The sequence below is a fragment of the Citrobacter sp. Cf118 genome (genome assembly GCF_030334095.1).
GTDB lineage: Bacteria > Pseudomonadota > Gammaproteobacteria > Enterobacterales > Enterobacteriaceae > Citrobacter > Citrobacter freundii.
The window spans coordinates 25310-38187 of sequence record NZ_JAOWES010000050.1; the positions used below are offsets into that span (position 1 = coordinate 25310).

Here is a 12878-nt window from a genome sequence, read left to right on the forward strand (position 1 = left end):
AAGCAGGAAAAGAGAGGGGTCACTGGTATATCGCCTGTGATCTTGACGCCGGAACAAAGTGCAGTGTCCGGCTTGCCGGGCATTTGAAAGACACATATCACGCCCCCGGACCATCAGGGGACAGGTTTGCCCCTGATGGATACGTTTCGACTGGCAGGGCAGTCTGACCATTATGCCGTTGTTACTGGTAGCCGTATCGCCTGTTAAGATAACTGACCTGCACCGGAGAAGTCAGTGATTTTGGCCTGATTAGCTGGACCTGTTTTTTCACCTGAGCAGGCAGATACCCTGACTCGAGCATCAGGATAGCGGCCATCATCCCTGTCCGGCCAGAACCTCCATGACAATGGATAACCATCGTTCCGCCAGACCTGACGATCGCCAGCAGATTCGTTTTTTCCCGGGCAAATGCCTGTTCAAATGGGGCTTCAGGTGCACAGCTGTCTTCTACGGGGAGGTGAAACCAGTCCATATAAAAGTCAGCGCACAGTGACGGGAGGGCATCAGCCTCATTTTCACTGAGTTCAGCCAGCGTCATCATGGTGATAACAGCCTGTGCCCCGGCTTCTTTTAATGATTTCAATGAATTAGCAAGTGGCACCCCTCTGGTTCCCGGACAGGGGGTAAATATCAGCCTGGCGCCATTGTCCAGGGTGAGAATATCAAACGGGTGAAACATCAATAAAGGCTCCATGCTAATGGTTTATTAATCTTCGACGTTATGCCGTTACCTTATCCGTGCTGTTTGTATCAGCCGGGATAACGTTTTCAGGGCGCAGTCAGGGTTTGTAAGGAAGGGAGACCGATCGGTTACGGTTTATTGTTCGTCAGATCAGGTATGTCCCATTGCCTGCAGCTGATGCTGTAATGAAATCCGGTCGATTTTATCCAGGGGAAGGCTCAGAAACAGCCGGATGCGCGTGGCTATCTGTTTTTCAACCTCCACAAAGGCGTGGTACTTCTCCTTATCGGTACCCTCTGCTGAAGCTGGATCCCGGAACCCCCAGTGAGCTGTTATGGGGCCGCCCGGGAACACCGGACATCCTTCTCCCGCCATCTTGTCACACAGCGTAAAAATGAAATCCATTTGCGGAGCATCCGGATGCTGAAAGTTTTGCAGATGTTTGCTTTTCAGGAATTCAGTACTGAATCCCTGATCGTTAAGCACCCTGAGCGTCAGCGGGTGAGGTGAACTTGCCGGTTGAGTACCGGCGCTGAATGCCCGGAATTTTCCCCCGCCGAGCTGGTTCATCAGCACTTCAGCAAACAGGCTTCGTGCCGAATTCCCGGAACACAGGAACAGGACATTGTATGTTTTACTCATCATCGCGGCTTACCTTATGTCAGGCCGGAAAGGTATGATCGGGCCGCTCAGGTGCTGACAGCCCGACCGCTGGGATTACTTCGCGACACGCTGCCCCTGGGCATCAATCACCTGTTCGCCGTCCTCTTTGCTGAACGCTCCCTTTTGTGCATCCGGCAGAATATCCAGCACCACTTCAGACGGACGGCACAGCCGGGTACCCACAGGTGTGACCACAACAGGACGATTGATCAGGATGGGATGCTGCAGCATAAAATCAATCAGCTCATCGTCACTCCATTTATCCTCTGCCAGGCCCAGTTGCTCATAAGGCTCCACATTTTTTCGCAGCAGGGCACGCACGCTGATCCCCATATCAGCGATGAGCCTGACCAGCTCAGCACGCGCTGGCGGTGTCTCAAGGTATAAAATGACCGTGGGTTCCACACCACTGTTGCGGATCAGCTCGAGGGTATTACGGGACGTACCGCAGGCCGGGTTATGATAAATCGTAATTGCGCTCATAAATCACTCTCTTCAGGTTTGACGGGCACAGGTCCGTGACGACCGGAGCCAGGTTAATCACAACGAAACGGATAAACGTAATACCAGGGCAACAAGCGTCACAAACAGCACGGGCAGGGTCATTACAATGCCGACCCGGAAGTAATATCCCCAGGAGATCCGGATATCTTTCTGCGCCAGTACATGTAGCCACAGCAGGGTGGCCAGACTGCCGATAGGGGTGATTTTGGGTCCCAGATCGCTGCCAATAACATTGGCGTAAATCATGGCCTCTTTAATCACCCCGGTCGCCGTGCTGCCATCAATAGACAGTGCTCCCACCAGGACGGTTGGCATGTTATTCATGATCGAGGAGAGGAAGGCGGTCAGGAAGCCCGTGCCCAGCGTGGCCATCCACAGCCCCTGGCTGGCAAACTGATTAAGTACGGCTGACAGGTAGTCAGTCAGTCCGGCATTACGCAGCCCGTAGACCACCAGGTACATACCCAGGGAGAAAATCACAATCTGCCAGGGGGCTCCGCGAAGCACCTTTCCGGTATTAATCGCATGTCCTTTTTTGGCGACAAGAAACAGAATAAGTGCCCCGGCAGCAGCAACTGCGCTGACGGGGATCCCCAGAGGTTCAAGACCAAAGAACCCGATCAGCAATAGAGCCAGTACGCCCCAGCCTGTCCGGAAGGTGTTCAGATCGCGGATAGCTTCTTCAGGTGCTTTCAGACGGGAGATTTCATAGGTTGCAGGAATATCCTTGCGGAAATACAGATGCAGCATCACCAGTGTGGCAATGATGGCAGCGATATCAACCGGCACCATAACTGACGCGTATTCATTGAACCCGAGTTTAAAGAAATCTGCCGAGACGATGTTTACCAGGTTCGAAACGATGAGCGGCAGGCTGGCTGAGTCCGCGATAAACCCTGCTGCCATGACGAACGCCAGCGTTGTGCCTTTACTGAATCCCAGAGCGAGTAGCATGGCAATTACGATAGGTGTCAGGATCAGCGCCGCTCCGTCGTTGGCAAACAGGGCCGCTACCGCAGCACCCAGTAAAATAATCCAGGTAAACAACCAGCGTCCGCGCCCGTTTCCCCAGCGTGCGACGTGCAGAGCAGCCCATTCAAAGAAACCCGATTCGTCGAGTAACAGACTGATGATAATGACCGCAATGAATGTTGCCGTCGCATTCCAGACGATATGCCAGACGGTCGGAATATCACCGACGTGAACCACGCCTGAAATCAGTGCAAGTGCGGCGCCGAGCATCGCACTCCAGCCAATTCCCAGTCCGCGGGGTTGCCAGATGACCAGTACAATGGTCAGAATAAAAATAGCTGCAGCCAGCCACATAAAACCTCCTGTCGGGCAGAACGATACCCGCCCTTCTTTATTATTTTTCCGCCTGACGGATCAGACGTTGCAGTTGCTCAATACCCGTCGGCGCTTCCTGTTGCAGAGGGATCAGCGCCATACGAGAGGCCAGCTCGGTCCTGACCTTATTGATTTGAGTAGCTTCGTGTGCGGCCCTCGTCAATAACAGCGGTGAAGTTGTCTCTGTTGCGACCAGACTGTTATTGATGAGCCATGCCCAGGGTTCAATCCCGGCCCGGCGCAAATCCTCCTGTAAACCGGCAGCTTCCAGAACTGGGGTAGTTTCAGGCAGGGTAACGAGCATAATTTTGGTCCGCTCAGGATCCTGCAACTGCATCATTGGTGTCAGATAATGTCCCTTATCTCCCATCCGTTTGGCCACTTCACGATGGTAGGCACCCGTCGCATCAAGCAGCAACAGGGTATGGCCCGTCGGGGCTGTATCCATGACCACAAAACGCTTCCCGGCTTCCCTGATCACACGGGAAAACGCCTGGAACACGGCAATTTCTTCCGTACAGGGAGAGCGTAAATCTTCTTCCAGTAACGCGCGTCCCTGTGTGTCCAGAGCATTTCCTTTCGTGGCAAGAACATGTTCCCGGTAGCGCTCTGTCTCCGTATGCGGATCGATACGACTGACCTGGAGATTATGGCATTGTCCGTTCAGGGTGTTTTCAAGGTGAGCTGCGGGATCGGAGGTGGTCAGGTGAACATCAAACCCTTTGTCTGCAAGCGCCACGGCGACAGCAGCGGCCAGAGTGGTCTTTCCCACGCCCCCTTTGCCCATCAACATCACCAGACCATGTCCGTCCCTGGCAATATCATCAACCAGCGTTTCAAGGGACGGTGCAGAGATGACCTCAGAGCGTGATATCGCATCAGCTGATACACATGGGATGTTATCTTTGTCCAGCAGACGCCGAAGTGCCTTCACTCCAACCAGATTTTCCTGCTGCAGGCTTAACCTGTCAGTCGGTAGTGCGGTAAGTACCGGCGGCATTCCGGAAAGAATACGTTGTTCTCGCTGGTACAACGCACTGGCAAGATTGTCCTGTGAGGCTTCTCCGGCCGGCATCATCCCGTTTATCACCAGGTACTGGTGCTTAAGACCGACATGCAGCAGTTCATCATGCGTGCGGGCGACTTCAGCCAGCGTTGACTGCTGAGCGCGGGCGACCAGAATTATCCGTGTCTTTTCCCCGTCTGCCAGTACCGATAAGGCGTGCGAGTAGCGTTCTCGTTGTTTTTCCAGTCCGGCCAGCGGACCAAGGCAGGACGCACCGTCAGGATTTGTCTCGATAAAACTGCTCCAGGCTCCCGGCAGCTGGAGCAGGCGAATGGTGTGTCCTGTAGGGGCGGTATCAAAAATCACATGGTCAAAATCATTCAGTAACGCGTCATCGGTCAGCAGGCCGGTGAACTCATCAAAGGCAGCAATTTCTGTTGTGCAGGCACCGGATAACTGTTCTTCAATGCTGCGCACCACCTCTTCGGGAAGAACGCCTCTAACCGGATCAACGATGCGGGAACGATATTGTTGTGCAGCCGCCTGCGGATCGATCTCAAGCGCTGTGATTCCAGGGACGGCAGAGATGACCGTCAGGGTATTACCGATCTGCTGCCCGAAAACCTGCCCCACATTTGACGCCGGATCGGTACTGACCAGCAGGATACGTTTTCCCTCATCAGCAAGACGAATAGCCGTTGCGCAGGAAAGCGAGGTTTTTCCGACCCCGCCTTTCCCGGTAAAAAAGAGAAACTTCGGAATACTGTTCAGATAGTTCACGATGGGCTCCTGTCCGGCTGAGTTCAGCAACATGAAGTGTTGCCGCCGCAGCAGCTTTTTACCGGAGCTCTACCAGCTTTCTCCTCAACAATCCCAAACCAGCGAACCAGGTCCTGGCGCGTCGGATAGCGCCCGGACAGGACGAACTCGCCATCCAGCAGAATCAATGGCAGGCTTTCAGCGCCGGAGCGTTCAAGAAAGGCTTTAACTGTCGGATTCTCAGCAAACGCCATCGGTTGCTGTGACAGATTAAAGCGTTCCACCGAAACACCCTGCTGTTTCAGCCATGTCACGTCTGCGGAAAATGACACTAAAGTCTGATCAACTTCCGTACCGCACACACCAGAACTGCAGCAAAGTGCCGGGTCATATACTGACAGTGTTTTCATTATCTCTATTCCTTCAGGTTTAAGTTAAAAAATGGTCTCACCGATCCGGTTCAGTTCAGCCTGAAGACGCTCTTCAGGGCCGGAAATGACTGATGACGGAAGCGACAGAAAAGCTTCAATCCGGTGATGAAGAATTTGCCAGGCCTTTTCGAAAGCAGCGTCGATTTCCTGATCACTCCCGGTAGCCTTATCAGGATCCTCCACTCCCCAGTGTGCCCTGACTGCCGGAGCAAGATACGCAGGACAGGTTTCACCAGCCGCATTACCGCACACCGTGATCACCACATCAGGTGTCACCGGGAGGTTGTCCCACGATTTACTGTAGTACCCATCCGTGGGTATCTCTTTGATTCTGAGAAGAGCCAGGGAACGGGGATGGACTTCACCTTTTGGCTGGCTGCCGGCGCTGAATGCATGATGCTCTTTCGGTGAAAGCGCATTAAATGTTGCTTCGGCCAGGATGGAGCGGCAGGAATTACCGGTACACAAAAATAGTATATTCATAATGCCACCCTATAAATTCGTTAAATCATATATGTACTAATGGATTTTTATATCTGTTAAAGACACACCGCTCTGCCACCGGTTGTGGAACTGTTACGGGCAACCCGTCTGACCAGAAGCGCAATTTCCTCTTCCTGGCTCAAATAAGCCTGCTCAATGACTGCCGCCGCCCAGGCGGGCATGTGCGCTGAAAGCCGATAGTGGATCCATTTACCCTCACGGCGGTCAATAAGCAGCCCACTTTCCCGTAGCATGGAAAGGTGGCGGGATATCTTGGGCTGAGATTCCTCCAGCGTTCCGCAAAGCTCGCAAACACAGAGTTCTCCTGACGCTCTCAGCAACAGCACGATTTTCAGGCGAGTTTCATCCGAGAGATTTTTGAAAAGCTGAAGCGCGGTGATTGGGGACATAAATACTCCATGGTTTCGTTCGGCTTCATCTTAGTCCTCTCTGAATTCATGTCAACAACACATTCGAAAAATCGAATATTACAATCTATAATTATGATGCTGAGTAAAGGGGGTTAACATGCGTATCGAAAAAGTCATTAGCTGGCTTATCAGGCAGATTCCGGACCGCTTTTTTGACGTTTTATCCGGAACCGAATGCGCGGAAATTGATGGTATTGCGCATGACGGTTTACTGCATGATACTGAACACAAGACAGCATACCCTGTTGCAGGAAGAGGTTTCCGAAAGGTGGATAACTGATCGGATGCTATCAGTCCATCACATCATCATGGCACCGACAGTTCCCGGACCCCATCCCCGACAGCATCAGAACCAATATCCTCCCGCTATGCGGTGTATTTAACGAGAGAGTCATAAATGGAGCAACTGAACGGCACGCCGCCTTGCCTTATGAAGGCGTGGAAGAAGCATGAACACGAACTTCTTTGCTGGTTACTCAGACAAGTGGGTAATGAGGCTGATGCTGATGATCTGATACAGGAAACCTTTCTCCGGGCAATACGACAACAGGGGAAATTCTGTGCCATCGTGAATGCCAGAGCCTGGCTGTTTGAGGTTGCCCGGCATCTGCTTATTGATAAAAGCCGCCAGCAGCGTCCATTTATGCCTCTCCACGATGATTTATCATTGCCGGATAATACGCCTGAAACTGTCGACTCACTGGCTGGTTGTCTGCCCCGCATCCTGGATAAAATGGCAGAGTCTGATCGGATTATCCTTACGCTCTGTGATCTTGAGGGGATGAAACAGGCTGATTTTGCAGACCGAAATGGTCTGACACTTGCGGCAACCAAATCGCGTTTATCCCGGGCGAGGGATAGGCTGCATAGGAAACTTTCCAGCAATTGCCAGATCAGACTGGATGAGTATGGTCGGGTATGTTGTTTCACTCCCAAGTAAAGAATCTGTTTCCCCTTCTGGGGTTACCGATAAGCTATTGCAGTGAAATCCTGTTCAATAACATTTCTCAGCAAATGAAATAAATCGAAAAAAACTGCATCCTTTTCTGTCAAACAGCGTCTTCCCGAAAAACAACCGTCGTGAGGCCTGTCCGTTATGTTCCAGATTTTCACTGATTTTGCCACCTGGCTGGTCTATGAATGCCTTAGTCTGAGTCCTGCAACCAAACTCGGGGAGGCGATCCACTTTTTTGTCGAAGACGTGAGCAAAATTTTCGTTCTCTTGCTGGTCATGATCTACTTTGTGGCCATACTACGGGCCTCGCTGGATATTGAGAGGGTAAGAAACTATCTTGCAGGTAAGCACCGTGGAATGGGGTATTTACTGGGCTCCTGCTTTGGCGCCGTTACTCCGTTCTGTTCCTGCTCAAGTATCCCGGTATTTCTGGGGTTTACTTCGGCTGGTATCCCCCTCGGGATTACCATGGCCTTTCTCATCACATCCCCCCTTATCAATGAAGTCGCCGTCCTGCTTCTGGTCAGCCTGCTCGGATGGAAGTTCACGCTCATTTATATTGCTGTCGGAATGGCTGTTGGTATGGCTGGCGGTGCTTTTCTTGATCGGATTAAGGCCGAACGCTGGTTAGCCGATTTTGCCGCCGATGCCCTCAGAGACGGGCAGCAACATCAAACTGATGAGATCCGACAATCTACCATGGCACCGCATATGCCTCTCTCAAAGCGACATGCCTTTGCTAAAGAGGAAACTCTCACCATTTTTAAGCGTGTCTGGCTCTGGGTCATTCTCGGAGTAGGACTTGGTGCGGCATTGCATGGATTTGTGCCCGACGGATGGATCGCGTCGCATCTCGGTGCCGGTCAGTGGTGGACTGTCCCTGTAGCTGTGCTGGTTGGCATACCTCTCTATTCCAATGCTACCGGTGTGATCCCTGTGATGGAGAGTCTGATCACGAACGGCCTGCCAGTGGGGACAACTCTGGCTTTTTGCATGAGCACTGTGGCTGCCAGCTTTCCTGAGTTCATTCTGCTCAAACAGGTGATGAAGTGGCAATTACTGTGCACCCTGCTGTTGCTGTTGTTGACCTCTTTCACACTGGTTGGCTGGATTTTTAACGTTGTATTCCCGTTAATTCCCTGAAGAGGATTATAAAATGAAGCATGTAAAAGTACTGGGTACAGGCTGTTCCGGTTGTAAAACAACCATCCGGCTTATCCAGCAGGTGGCTGATGAGAGAGGCGTCGCTATTCAGCTTGAAAAAGTGGAGTCACTGTCTGAAATAATGAAACACAAAGTGATGGCGACCCCGGCGGTTGTCGTTGATAACATCGTTGTACATACCGGAGGAATACCATCAAGAGACATTATCGAAAGCTGGCTCTGACCTGCAGGCAGGGAAATAATTCCTGTTCGTTCATTGCCTGAAATATCAAGCTCTGATCTCTGTAGAGGACTCCCGGCAGCCCCTTTTTTAATGAAAAGTTCAGACCCAGAGATGAAGGTATACCTTCATCTCTGTCGCGGAGCTCCGCCACAGCAGGTAAAGTTAACACTCTGATATCTCACTTATCACAGCCAGTTCAGTCCCGTTTTTTGCTCTCTGACCGCTGGCCGTCTTACTGCAGTCCCTGTTCAGCCTTTAATTATCATATTCCTGACGCTTATTCGTTTAAAGTCTGAAACTTCGCTTCAAGCTCAAGTATTCTGAGACACATCTGCTCAATAAGTTCTGGTGTGATGGTTTTTTTAAAACGAGCGATGAGTTCAGCATCCGTGTCATCCATATATTTTATGGGTTTATCAAATGCAACCTGGCTAAGCCGGGCAAGCGCAAGAACTTCATCAATCATAAGGGTTTTCTGCATAATGTCGCCTTTTCTTCCCGACTCAGGGTTTTAATGCCAGTCTTGAATTAAGTTTTCCCGGAGTTTCCTCCGGGTTCCGACTTATCTGAGCATTAACAGCGGGACTCTGGTCTGTTCGAGCATCGCAGTTGTGTTACTGCCGATGAAAAAACGTCGCAGGGAAGAGTGCCCATATGCCCCCATGACAATCAAATCCACGCCGTTGTCTGCGGCGTAACGACAAAGCGCCTCCGTTACCGAGCGTCCTTCAGCTAACCGGGATATCGCACTGATGCCAGCGCACTGCAGACTACGCTTTGCCTCTTCGAGGGTATGAGCATCGCCGTTAACCATTACGATATGACATTCCAGGCTCTGCAGCAGAGGGCTGAGCGTCGGTCGACGCAGGTTTCTCCGGCTTTCCTCACTGCCATCAAACGCAAACATGACTCTTGAAGGTACAGAAAAAGTTTCAGGTACAATCATTACCGGCTTTTTCTGCAGGCGGATAATGCTCTCCAGATTGCTGCCAACCGGGTTCTGTGCTCCCCGGCGACCGAGCACCATCATACGAATACCTTTCAGGTCAGCCAGGATGATATCCAGTGCGCCATGTTTCTGAAGTTGCTGAACATCCGGGATACCGATCTGGCTGAGCAGTTCCGCGCATCCGGCAAGAATGGCGCGTCCCTGAGTCATCAGCAGGCGGTTACGCTCCCCTTCTATCCGGACAAGGTCCTGCGTCAGTTGCTCCCGGCTGTCAATACCGATAGCCCCCGTAAGGTCAGAAACTGCCGGTTGTTCATTTTTTTCAAGCACATGCAGCAGGGCAAGAGGAACGTCAAGCTTCCCGGCAACCCAGGCTGCATACTCACACACGGCGCGTGTTGATGACGATCCATCCACGCAGGCAATAACGGTGTTGTCCATAGCATTAAATCCTGACATTAATGACCTCCCATCAGTTTTTCGACTTCTTCGGGTTTATCGTGAACACCAAAGCGATCAACGATAGTACGGGTTGCTTCGTTCATCCCGCGGATCTCAACGTCTGTTCCTTCTCTGCGGAATTTAATAACCACCTTATCCAGTGCGCTGACCGACGTGATATCCCAGAAATGGGCATGCGTAACATCAATGACAACTTTCTCTGCCGCTTCGCGAAAATCAAAATACGCCATAAAGCGGTCGGCGGAGGCAAAGAACACCTGCCCGGTGACCTTATAGAGCCGGGACTCTTCCCTGAGTTCTGAAGAGACAGCCAGAAAACGCGCCACTTTAGTGGCAAAATTCAGGGAAGCGATAAGCACACCGGTCAGTACCCCGAATGCCAGATTATGAGTGGCCACCACCACCACCACTGTTGCCAGCATCACCACGCTGGTAGAAATGGGATGGCTTTTAAGGTCGGTAACTGAACGCCATGAAAAGGTACCAACCGAAACCATGATCATTACGGCGACAAGCGCGGCCATAGGGATTTGCGAGACCAGGTCCCTGAGAAAGACTACCATACACAGCAGGACCACACCGGCAGTGAGGGTGGACAGACGGCCCCGACCGCCGGATTTCACGTTGATAACAGACTGACCAATCATTGCACAGCCCGCCATTCCTCCGACAAATGAGGTGCAGATATTAGCGATGCCCTGAGCCTTGCATTCCCTGTTTTTATCACTGGGGGTATCCGTCATATCGTCCACAATCGTGGCTGTCATCATTGATTCCAGTAACCCTACAATGGCGAGGCCTGCGGAGTAAGGGAGAATAATCAGGAGCGTATCAAGATTCAGCGGGATGTCCGGCACCAGGAAGACCGGCAGACTGTCAGGCAGTTTGCCCATATCCCCGACCGTACGCACGTCCAGATGCAGCCATATGGCAATAGCCGTAAGCACCACGATACAGACAAGGGGTGAGGGGATTGTTTTATTCAGATACGGGAAGAGGTAGATAATGGCGAGCCCTACTGCCGTCATAGCATAAACATGCCAGGTCACATTGGTGAGCTCAGGTAACTGCGCCATGAAAATTAGGATCGCGAGTGCATTAACGAATCCGGTTACCACGGAGCGTGAGACGTAGCGCATGAGCCCGCCGAGTTTAAGATAACCGGCTATCAGCTGGAATACGCCGGTCAGTACGGAGGCAGCCAGTAAGTACTGCAGTCCATGATCCTTCACCAGGGTCACCATCAGGAGCGCCATTGCCCCCGTTGATGAAGATATCATCGCCGGGCGACCACCAAAGAAGGCCATAATCAGCGGGATACAGAAAGCGGAGTAAAGCCCCACCTGAGGGTCAACACCGGCAATAATGGAAAAGGCGATCGCTTCTGGAATGAGTGCGAGCGCGACAACAATACCAGCCAGCACGTCACCACGGACGTTACCCAGCCAGTCCTTACGCGTCGAGGACAGCAACATAGTAATTTCTCAGTTTTTAGATGTAGTTAGCCCCGGAGGACATAGGTTTCAAATACGATAAAACACATCCGCAGACGGGATGTTATTACGTGCGTTCTGAGGCTCGCTCAGTACGGCGGAGGAAGGGAAAACTCAGGGTGGCGTAATGCGCATGATCAGCAGATAAATCCTTGAAAGCAGGTACTCAGCCCTCAGTGAACAGAATAAGTCAGCGTAATGTACTTTAGTGCTGACCACGTGCTCTGTATGATACAGAATCTATCTACTATAAACGAAAATACAGCACGATCAATGCTCACACTCTATATGGGACGTTCGTACCTGGACATGATTATCTGTGTTCAATGTCCCCGCATGACCGTCTTAACATCCAGAATATTACGTTTCCAAAAAAACCAGAAATGATAAAAAATGAGCTTAACGAATGGAAGGGACTTCCCCTGATTATGCGCCTGATTAACTCTTGTGCAATCATGGGGTACACATCGTCCCGGAGGAATTCGTTATGACTATCACGACTGTCGGTATCGATCTTGCTAAAAATGTGTTTGCTGTTCACGGTGTTGATCAAAATGGTAGAACTGTTCTGGTTAAGCCTAAAGTATCGCGTGCTGCACTTCCTGAGTTAATTGCAAGTTTGCCTCCCTGTGTTATCGGGATGGAAGCATGCTCCGGGGCTCACTACTGGGCAAGATTGTTTCGGCAGTATGGTCATGAGCCACGTCTGATGGCTGCTAAGTTTGTATCGCCTTATCGTATGGCCGGAAAATCAGGAAAAAATGATGCAGCTGATGCTCAGGCTATCTGTGAAGCTGTTCGTCGTCCGCATATGCGGTTCGTACCAGTGAAAGACGAAAGCCAGCAGGCCATGCAGTGTTTACATCGTACCCGTCAGGGTTTTATCGAAGAGAAAACAGCAACGTATAATCGTCTGCGAGGATTGATATCTGAATTCGGTGTCATCGCGCCACAAAGTGCTGATGCCCTGCGCCACATGGTTTCTGTGCAGAAGAGCTCTTTACCGCTTCAGGTTCAGCAATGTGTTGATGATTTGATGGAACACGTTGATCGCATTGAAGCTAACATCACTGAATATGACCGAATTTTGTCCCACATAGCCAAAACAGATCATCGCAGTCAGCGGCTGATGGAGCTAAAGGGCGTTGGTCCCACAACGGCCTGTGCACTGGTCGCCAGTATCGGTAATGCACATGATTTTAAAAATGGACGTCAACTGGCAGCCTGGCTGGGGCTGACGCCATCACAATACAGCAGCGGGGGAAAGTCGAAACTCGGCAGGATCACAAAAGCCGGTGATTCGTATCTGCGAACGCTTCTGGTTCA

16 protein-coding genes are annotated in these 12878 nt (G+C 51.4%); 5 read left to right on the plus strand and 11 right to left on the minus strand.

From position 1 onward, the window contains the following. Nucleotides 1-181: 181 nt before the first annotated feature. The 8 genes from OGX67_RS01735 to OGX67_RS01770 all read right to left on the minus strand — a co-directional run bounded on the left by OGX67_RS01735 (nucleotide 182) and on the right by OGX67_RS01770 (nucleotide 6285). Entirely contained in the window at nucleotides 182-679 is a 498-nt protein-coding gene (locus OGX67_RS01735; RefSeq protein ID WP_025714560.1) for a phosphatase domain-containing putative toxin, read from the minus strand. Nucleotides 680-832: 153 nt separating this feature from the next. Beyond that, the gene (locus OGX67_RS01740) at nucleotides 833-1327 is read right to left on the minus strand and encodes an arsenate reductase ArsC (protein ID WP_032951261.1); all 495 of its coding nucleotides are present in this window, start codon (nucleotides 1325-1327) and stop codon (nucleotides 833-835) included. A gap of 72 nt (nucleotides 1328-1399) precedes the next feature. Then, nucleotides 1400-1828, minus strand: a complete 429-nt coding sequence (gene arsC / locus OGX67_RS01745; RefSeq protein ID WP_025714558.1) for a glutaredoxin-dependent arsenate reductase — start codon at nucleotides 1826-1828, stop codon at nucleotides 1400-1402. Nucleotides 1829-1885: 57 nt separating this feature from the next. Continuing rightward, entirely contained in the window at nucleotides 1886-3175 is a 1290-nt protein-coding gene (locus tag OGX67_RS01750) for an arsenic transporter (protein WP_032951259.1), read from the minus strand. Nucleotides 3176-3215: 40 nt separating this feature from the next. Beyond that, a complete protein-coding gene (gene arsA, locus OGX67_RS01755) occupies nucleotides 3216-4982 on the minus strand; it encodes an arsenical pump-driving ATPase (RefSeq protein WP_032951359.1) in 1767 nt (588 codons plus the stop codon). A 23-nt stretch (nucleotides 4983-5005) separates the two neighbouring features. After that, nucleotides 5006-5371, minus strand: coding sequence for an arsenite efflux transporter metallochaperone ArsD (gene arsD / locus OGX67_RS01760; protein WP_032951256.1), 366 nt, complete (start codon nucleotides 5369-5371; stop codon nucleotides 5006-5008). A gap of 24 nt (nucleotides 5372-5395) precedes the next feature. Further along, the gene (locus tag OGX67_RS01765) at nucleotides 5396-5875 is read right to left on the minus strand and encodes an arsenate reductase ArsC (RefSeq protein WP_032951254.1); all 480 of its coding nucleotides are present in this window, start codon (nucleotides 5873-5875) and stop codon (nucleotides 5396-5398) included. A gap of 56 nt (nucleotides 5876-5931) precedes the next feature. Then, nucleotides 5932-6285 carry a metalloregulator ArsR/SmtB family transcription factor gene (locus OGX67_RS01770; protein ID WP_025714553.1) on the minus strand — a complete coding sequence of 118 codons (354 nt, stop codon included), beginning with the start codon at nucleotides 6283-6285 and terminating at the stop codon, nucleotides 5932-5934. Nucleotides 6286-6403: 118 nt separating this feature from the next. On the opposite strand from OGX67_RS01770, the gene OGX67_RS01775 reads away from it, so the two are divergent. The 4 genes from OGX67_RS01775 (at nucleotide 6404) to OGX67_RS01790 (ending at nucleotide 8648) form a co-directional block, all read left to right on the plus strand. After that, nucleotides 6404-6586 carry a hypothetical protein gene (locus tag OGX67_RS01775; protein ID WP_025714552.1) on the plus strand — a complete coding sequence of 61 codons (183 nt, stop codon included), beginning with the start codon at nucleotides 6404-6406 and terminating at the stop codon, nucleotides 6584-6586. Nucleotides 6587-6703: 117 nt separating this feature from the next. After that, complete coding sequence (locus tag OGX67_RS01780) at nucleotides 6704-7246, plus strand: sigma-70 family RNA polymerase sigma factor (protein WP_032951250.1); 543 nt, start codon at nucleotides 6704-6706, stop codon at nucleotides 7244-7246. 156 nt (nucleotides 7247-7402) lie between these two features. Then, nucleotides 7403-8404: a permease gene (locus OGX67_RS01785; RefSeq protein ID WP_032951239.1), complete on the plus strand. Its 1002-nt coding sequence runs from the start codon at nucleotides 7403-7405 to the stop codon at nucleotides 8402-8404. A gap of 13 nt (nucleotides 8405-8417) precedes the next feature. After that, nucleotides 8418-8648, plus strand: coding sequence for a thioredoxin family protein (locus OGX67_RS01790; protein ID WP_021314637.1), 231 nt, complete (start codon nucleotides 8418-8420; stop codon nucleotides 8646-8648). A 277-nt stretch (nucleotides 8649-8925) separates the two neighbouring features. Here the strand turns inward: OGX67_RS01790 and OGX67_RS01795 are convergent, their stop codons facing one another. The 3 genes from OGX67_RS01795 to OGX67_RS01805 all read right to left on the minus strand — a co-directional run bounded on the left by OGX67_RS01795 (nucleotide 8926) and on the right by OGX67_RS01805 (nucleotide 11534). After that, nucleotides 8926-9129, minus strand: a complete 204-nt coding sequence (locus tag OGX67_RS01795) for a hypothetical protein (protein WP_032951236.1) — start codon at nucleotides 9127-9129, stop codon at nucleotides 8926-8928. 81 nt (nucleotides 9130-9210) lie between these two features. Next, complete coding sequence (locus tag OGX67_RS01800; RefSeq protein WP_032951234.1) at nucleotides 9211-10038, minus strand: universal stress protein; 828 nt, start codon at nucleotides 10036-10038, stop codon at nucleotides 9211-9213. A gap of 17 nt (nucleotides 10039-10055) precedes the next feature. Further along, a complete protein-coding gene (locus OGX67_RS01805) occupies nucleotides 10056-11534 on the minus strand; it encodes a SulP family inorganic anion transporter (RefSeq protein WP_032951231.1) in 1479 nt (492 codons plus the stop codon). 505 nt (nucleotides 11535-12039) lie between these two features. Here OGX67_RS01805 and OGX67_RS01810 point away from each other — a divergent pair. Further along, nucleotides 12040-12878, plus strand: an 839-nt coding sequence (locus OGX67_RS01810; protein WP_071698063.1) for an IS110 family RNA-guided transposase, incomplete at its 3' end; no start/stop codon positions are given.

What these genes read in the sequence shown, in the direction of transcription:
- OGX67_RS01805 (WP_032951231.1), bottom strand. Translation starts at nt 11,534, where the DNA reads ATGTTGCTGTCCTCGACGCGTAAGGACTGGCTGGGTAACGTCCGTGGT.
- arsC (WP_025714558.1), bottom strand. Translation starts at nt 1,828, where the DNA reads ATGAGCGCAATTACGATTTATCATAACCCGGCCTGCGGTACGTCCCGT.
- OGX67_RS01770 (WP_025714553.1), bottom strand. Translation starts at nt 6,285, where the DNA reads ATGTCCCCAATCACCGCGCTTCAGCTTTTCAAAAATCTCTCGGATGAA.
- OGX67_RS01750 (WP_032951259.1), bottom strand. Translation starts at nt 3,175, where the DNA reads ATGTGGCTGGCTGCAGCTATTTTTATTCTGACCATTGTACTGGTCATC.
- OGX67_RS01795 (WP_032951236.1), bottom strand. Translation starts at nt 9,129, where the DNA reads ATGCAGAAAACCCTTATGATTGATGAAGTTCTTGCGCTTGCCCGGCTT.
- OGX67_RS01765 (WP_032951254.1), bottom strand. Translation starts at nt 5,875, where the DNA reads ATGAATATACTATTTTTGTGTACCGGTAATTCCTGCCGCTCCATCCTG.
- OGX67_RS01735 (WP_025714560.1), bottom strand. Translation starts at nt 679, where the DNA reads ATGTTTCACCCGTTTGATATTCTCACCCTGGACAATGGCGCCAGGCTG.
- OGX67_RS01740 (WP_032951261.1), bottom strand. Translation starts at nt 1,327, where the DNA reads ATGATGAGTAAAACATACAATGTCCTGTTCCTGTGTTCCGGGAATTCG.
- arsD (WP_032951256.1), bottom strand. Translation starts at nt 5,371, where the DNA reads ATGAAAACACTGTCAGTATATGACCCGGCACTTTGCTGCAGTTCTGGT.
- OGX67_RS01775 (WP_025714552.1), top strand. Translation starts at nt 6,404, where the DNA reads ATGCGTATCGAAAAAGTCATTAGCTGGCTTATCAGGCAGATTCCGGAC.
- OGX67_RS01780 (WP_032951250.1), top strand. Translation starts at nt 6,704, where the DNA reads ATGGAGCAACTGAACGGCACGCCGCCTTGCCTTATGAAGGCGTGGAAG.
- OGX67_RS01785 (WP_032951239.1), top strand. Translation starts at nt 7,403, where the DNA reads ATGTTCCAGATTTTCACTGATTTTGCCACCTGGCTGGTCTATGAATGC.
- OGX67_RS01800 (WP_032951234.1), bottom strand. Translation starts at nt 10,038, where the DNA reads ATGGACAACACCGTTATTGCCTGCGTGGATGGATCGTCATCAACACGC.
- OGX67_RS01790 (WP_021314637.1), top strand. Translation starts at nt 8,418, where the DNA reads ATGAAGCATGTAAAAGTACTGGGTACAGGCTGTTCCGGTTGTAAAACA.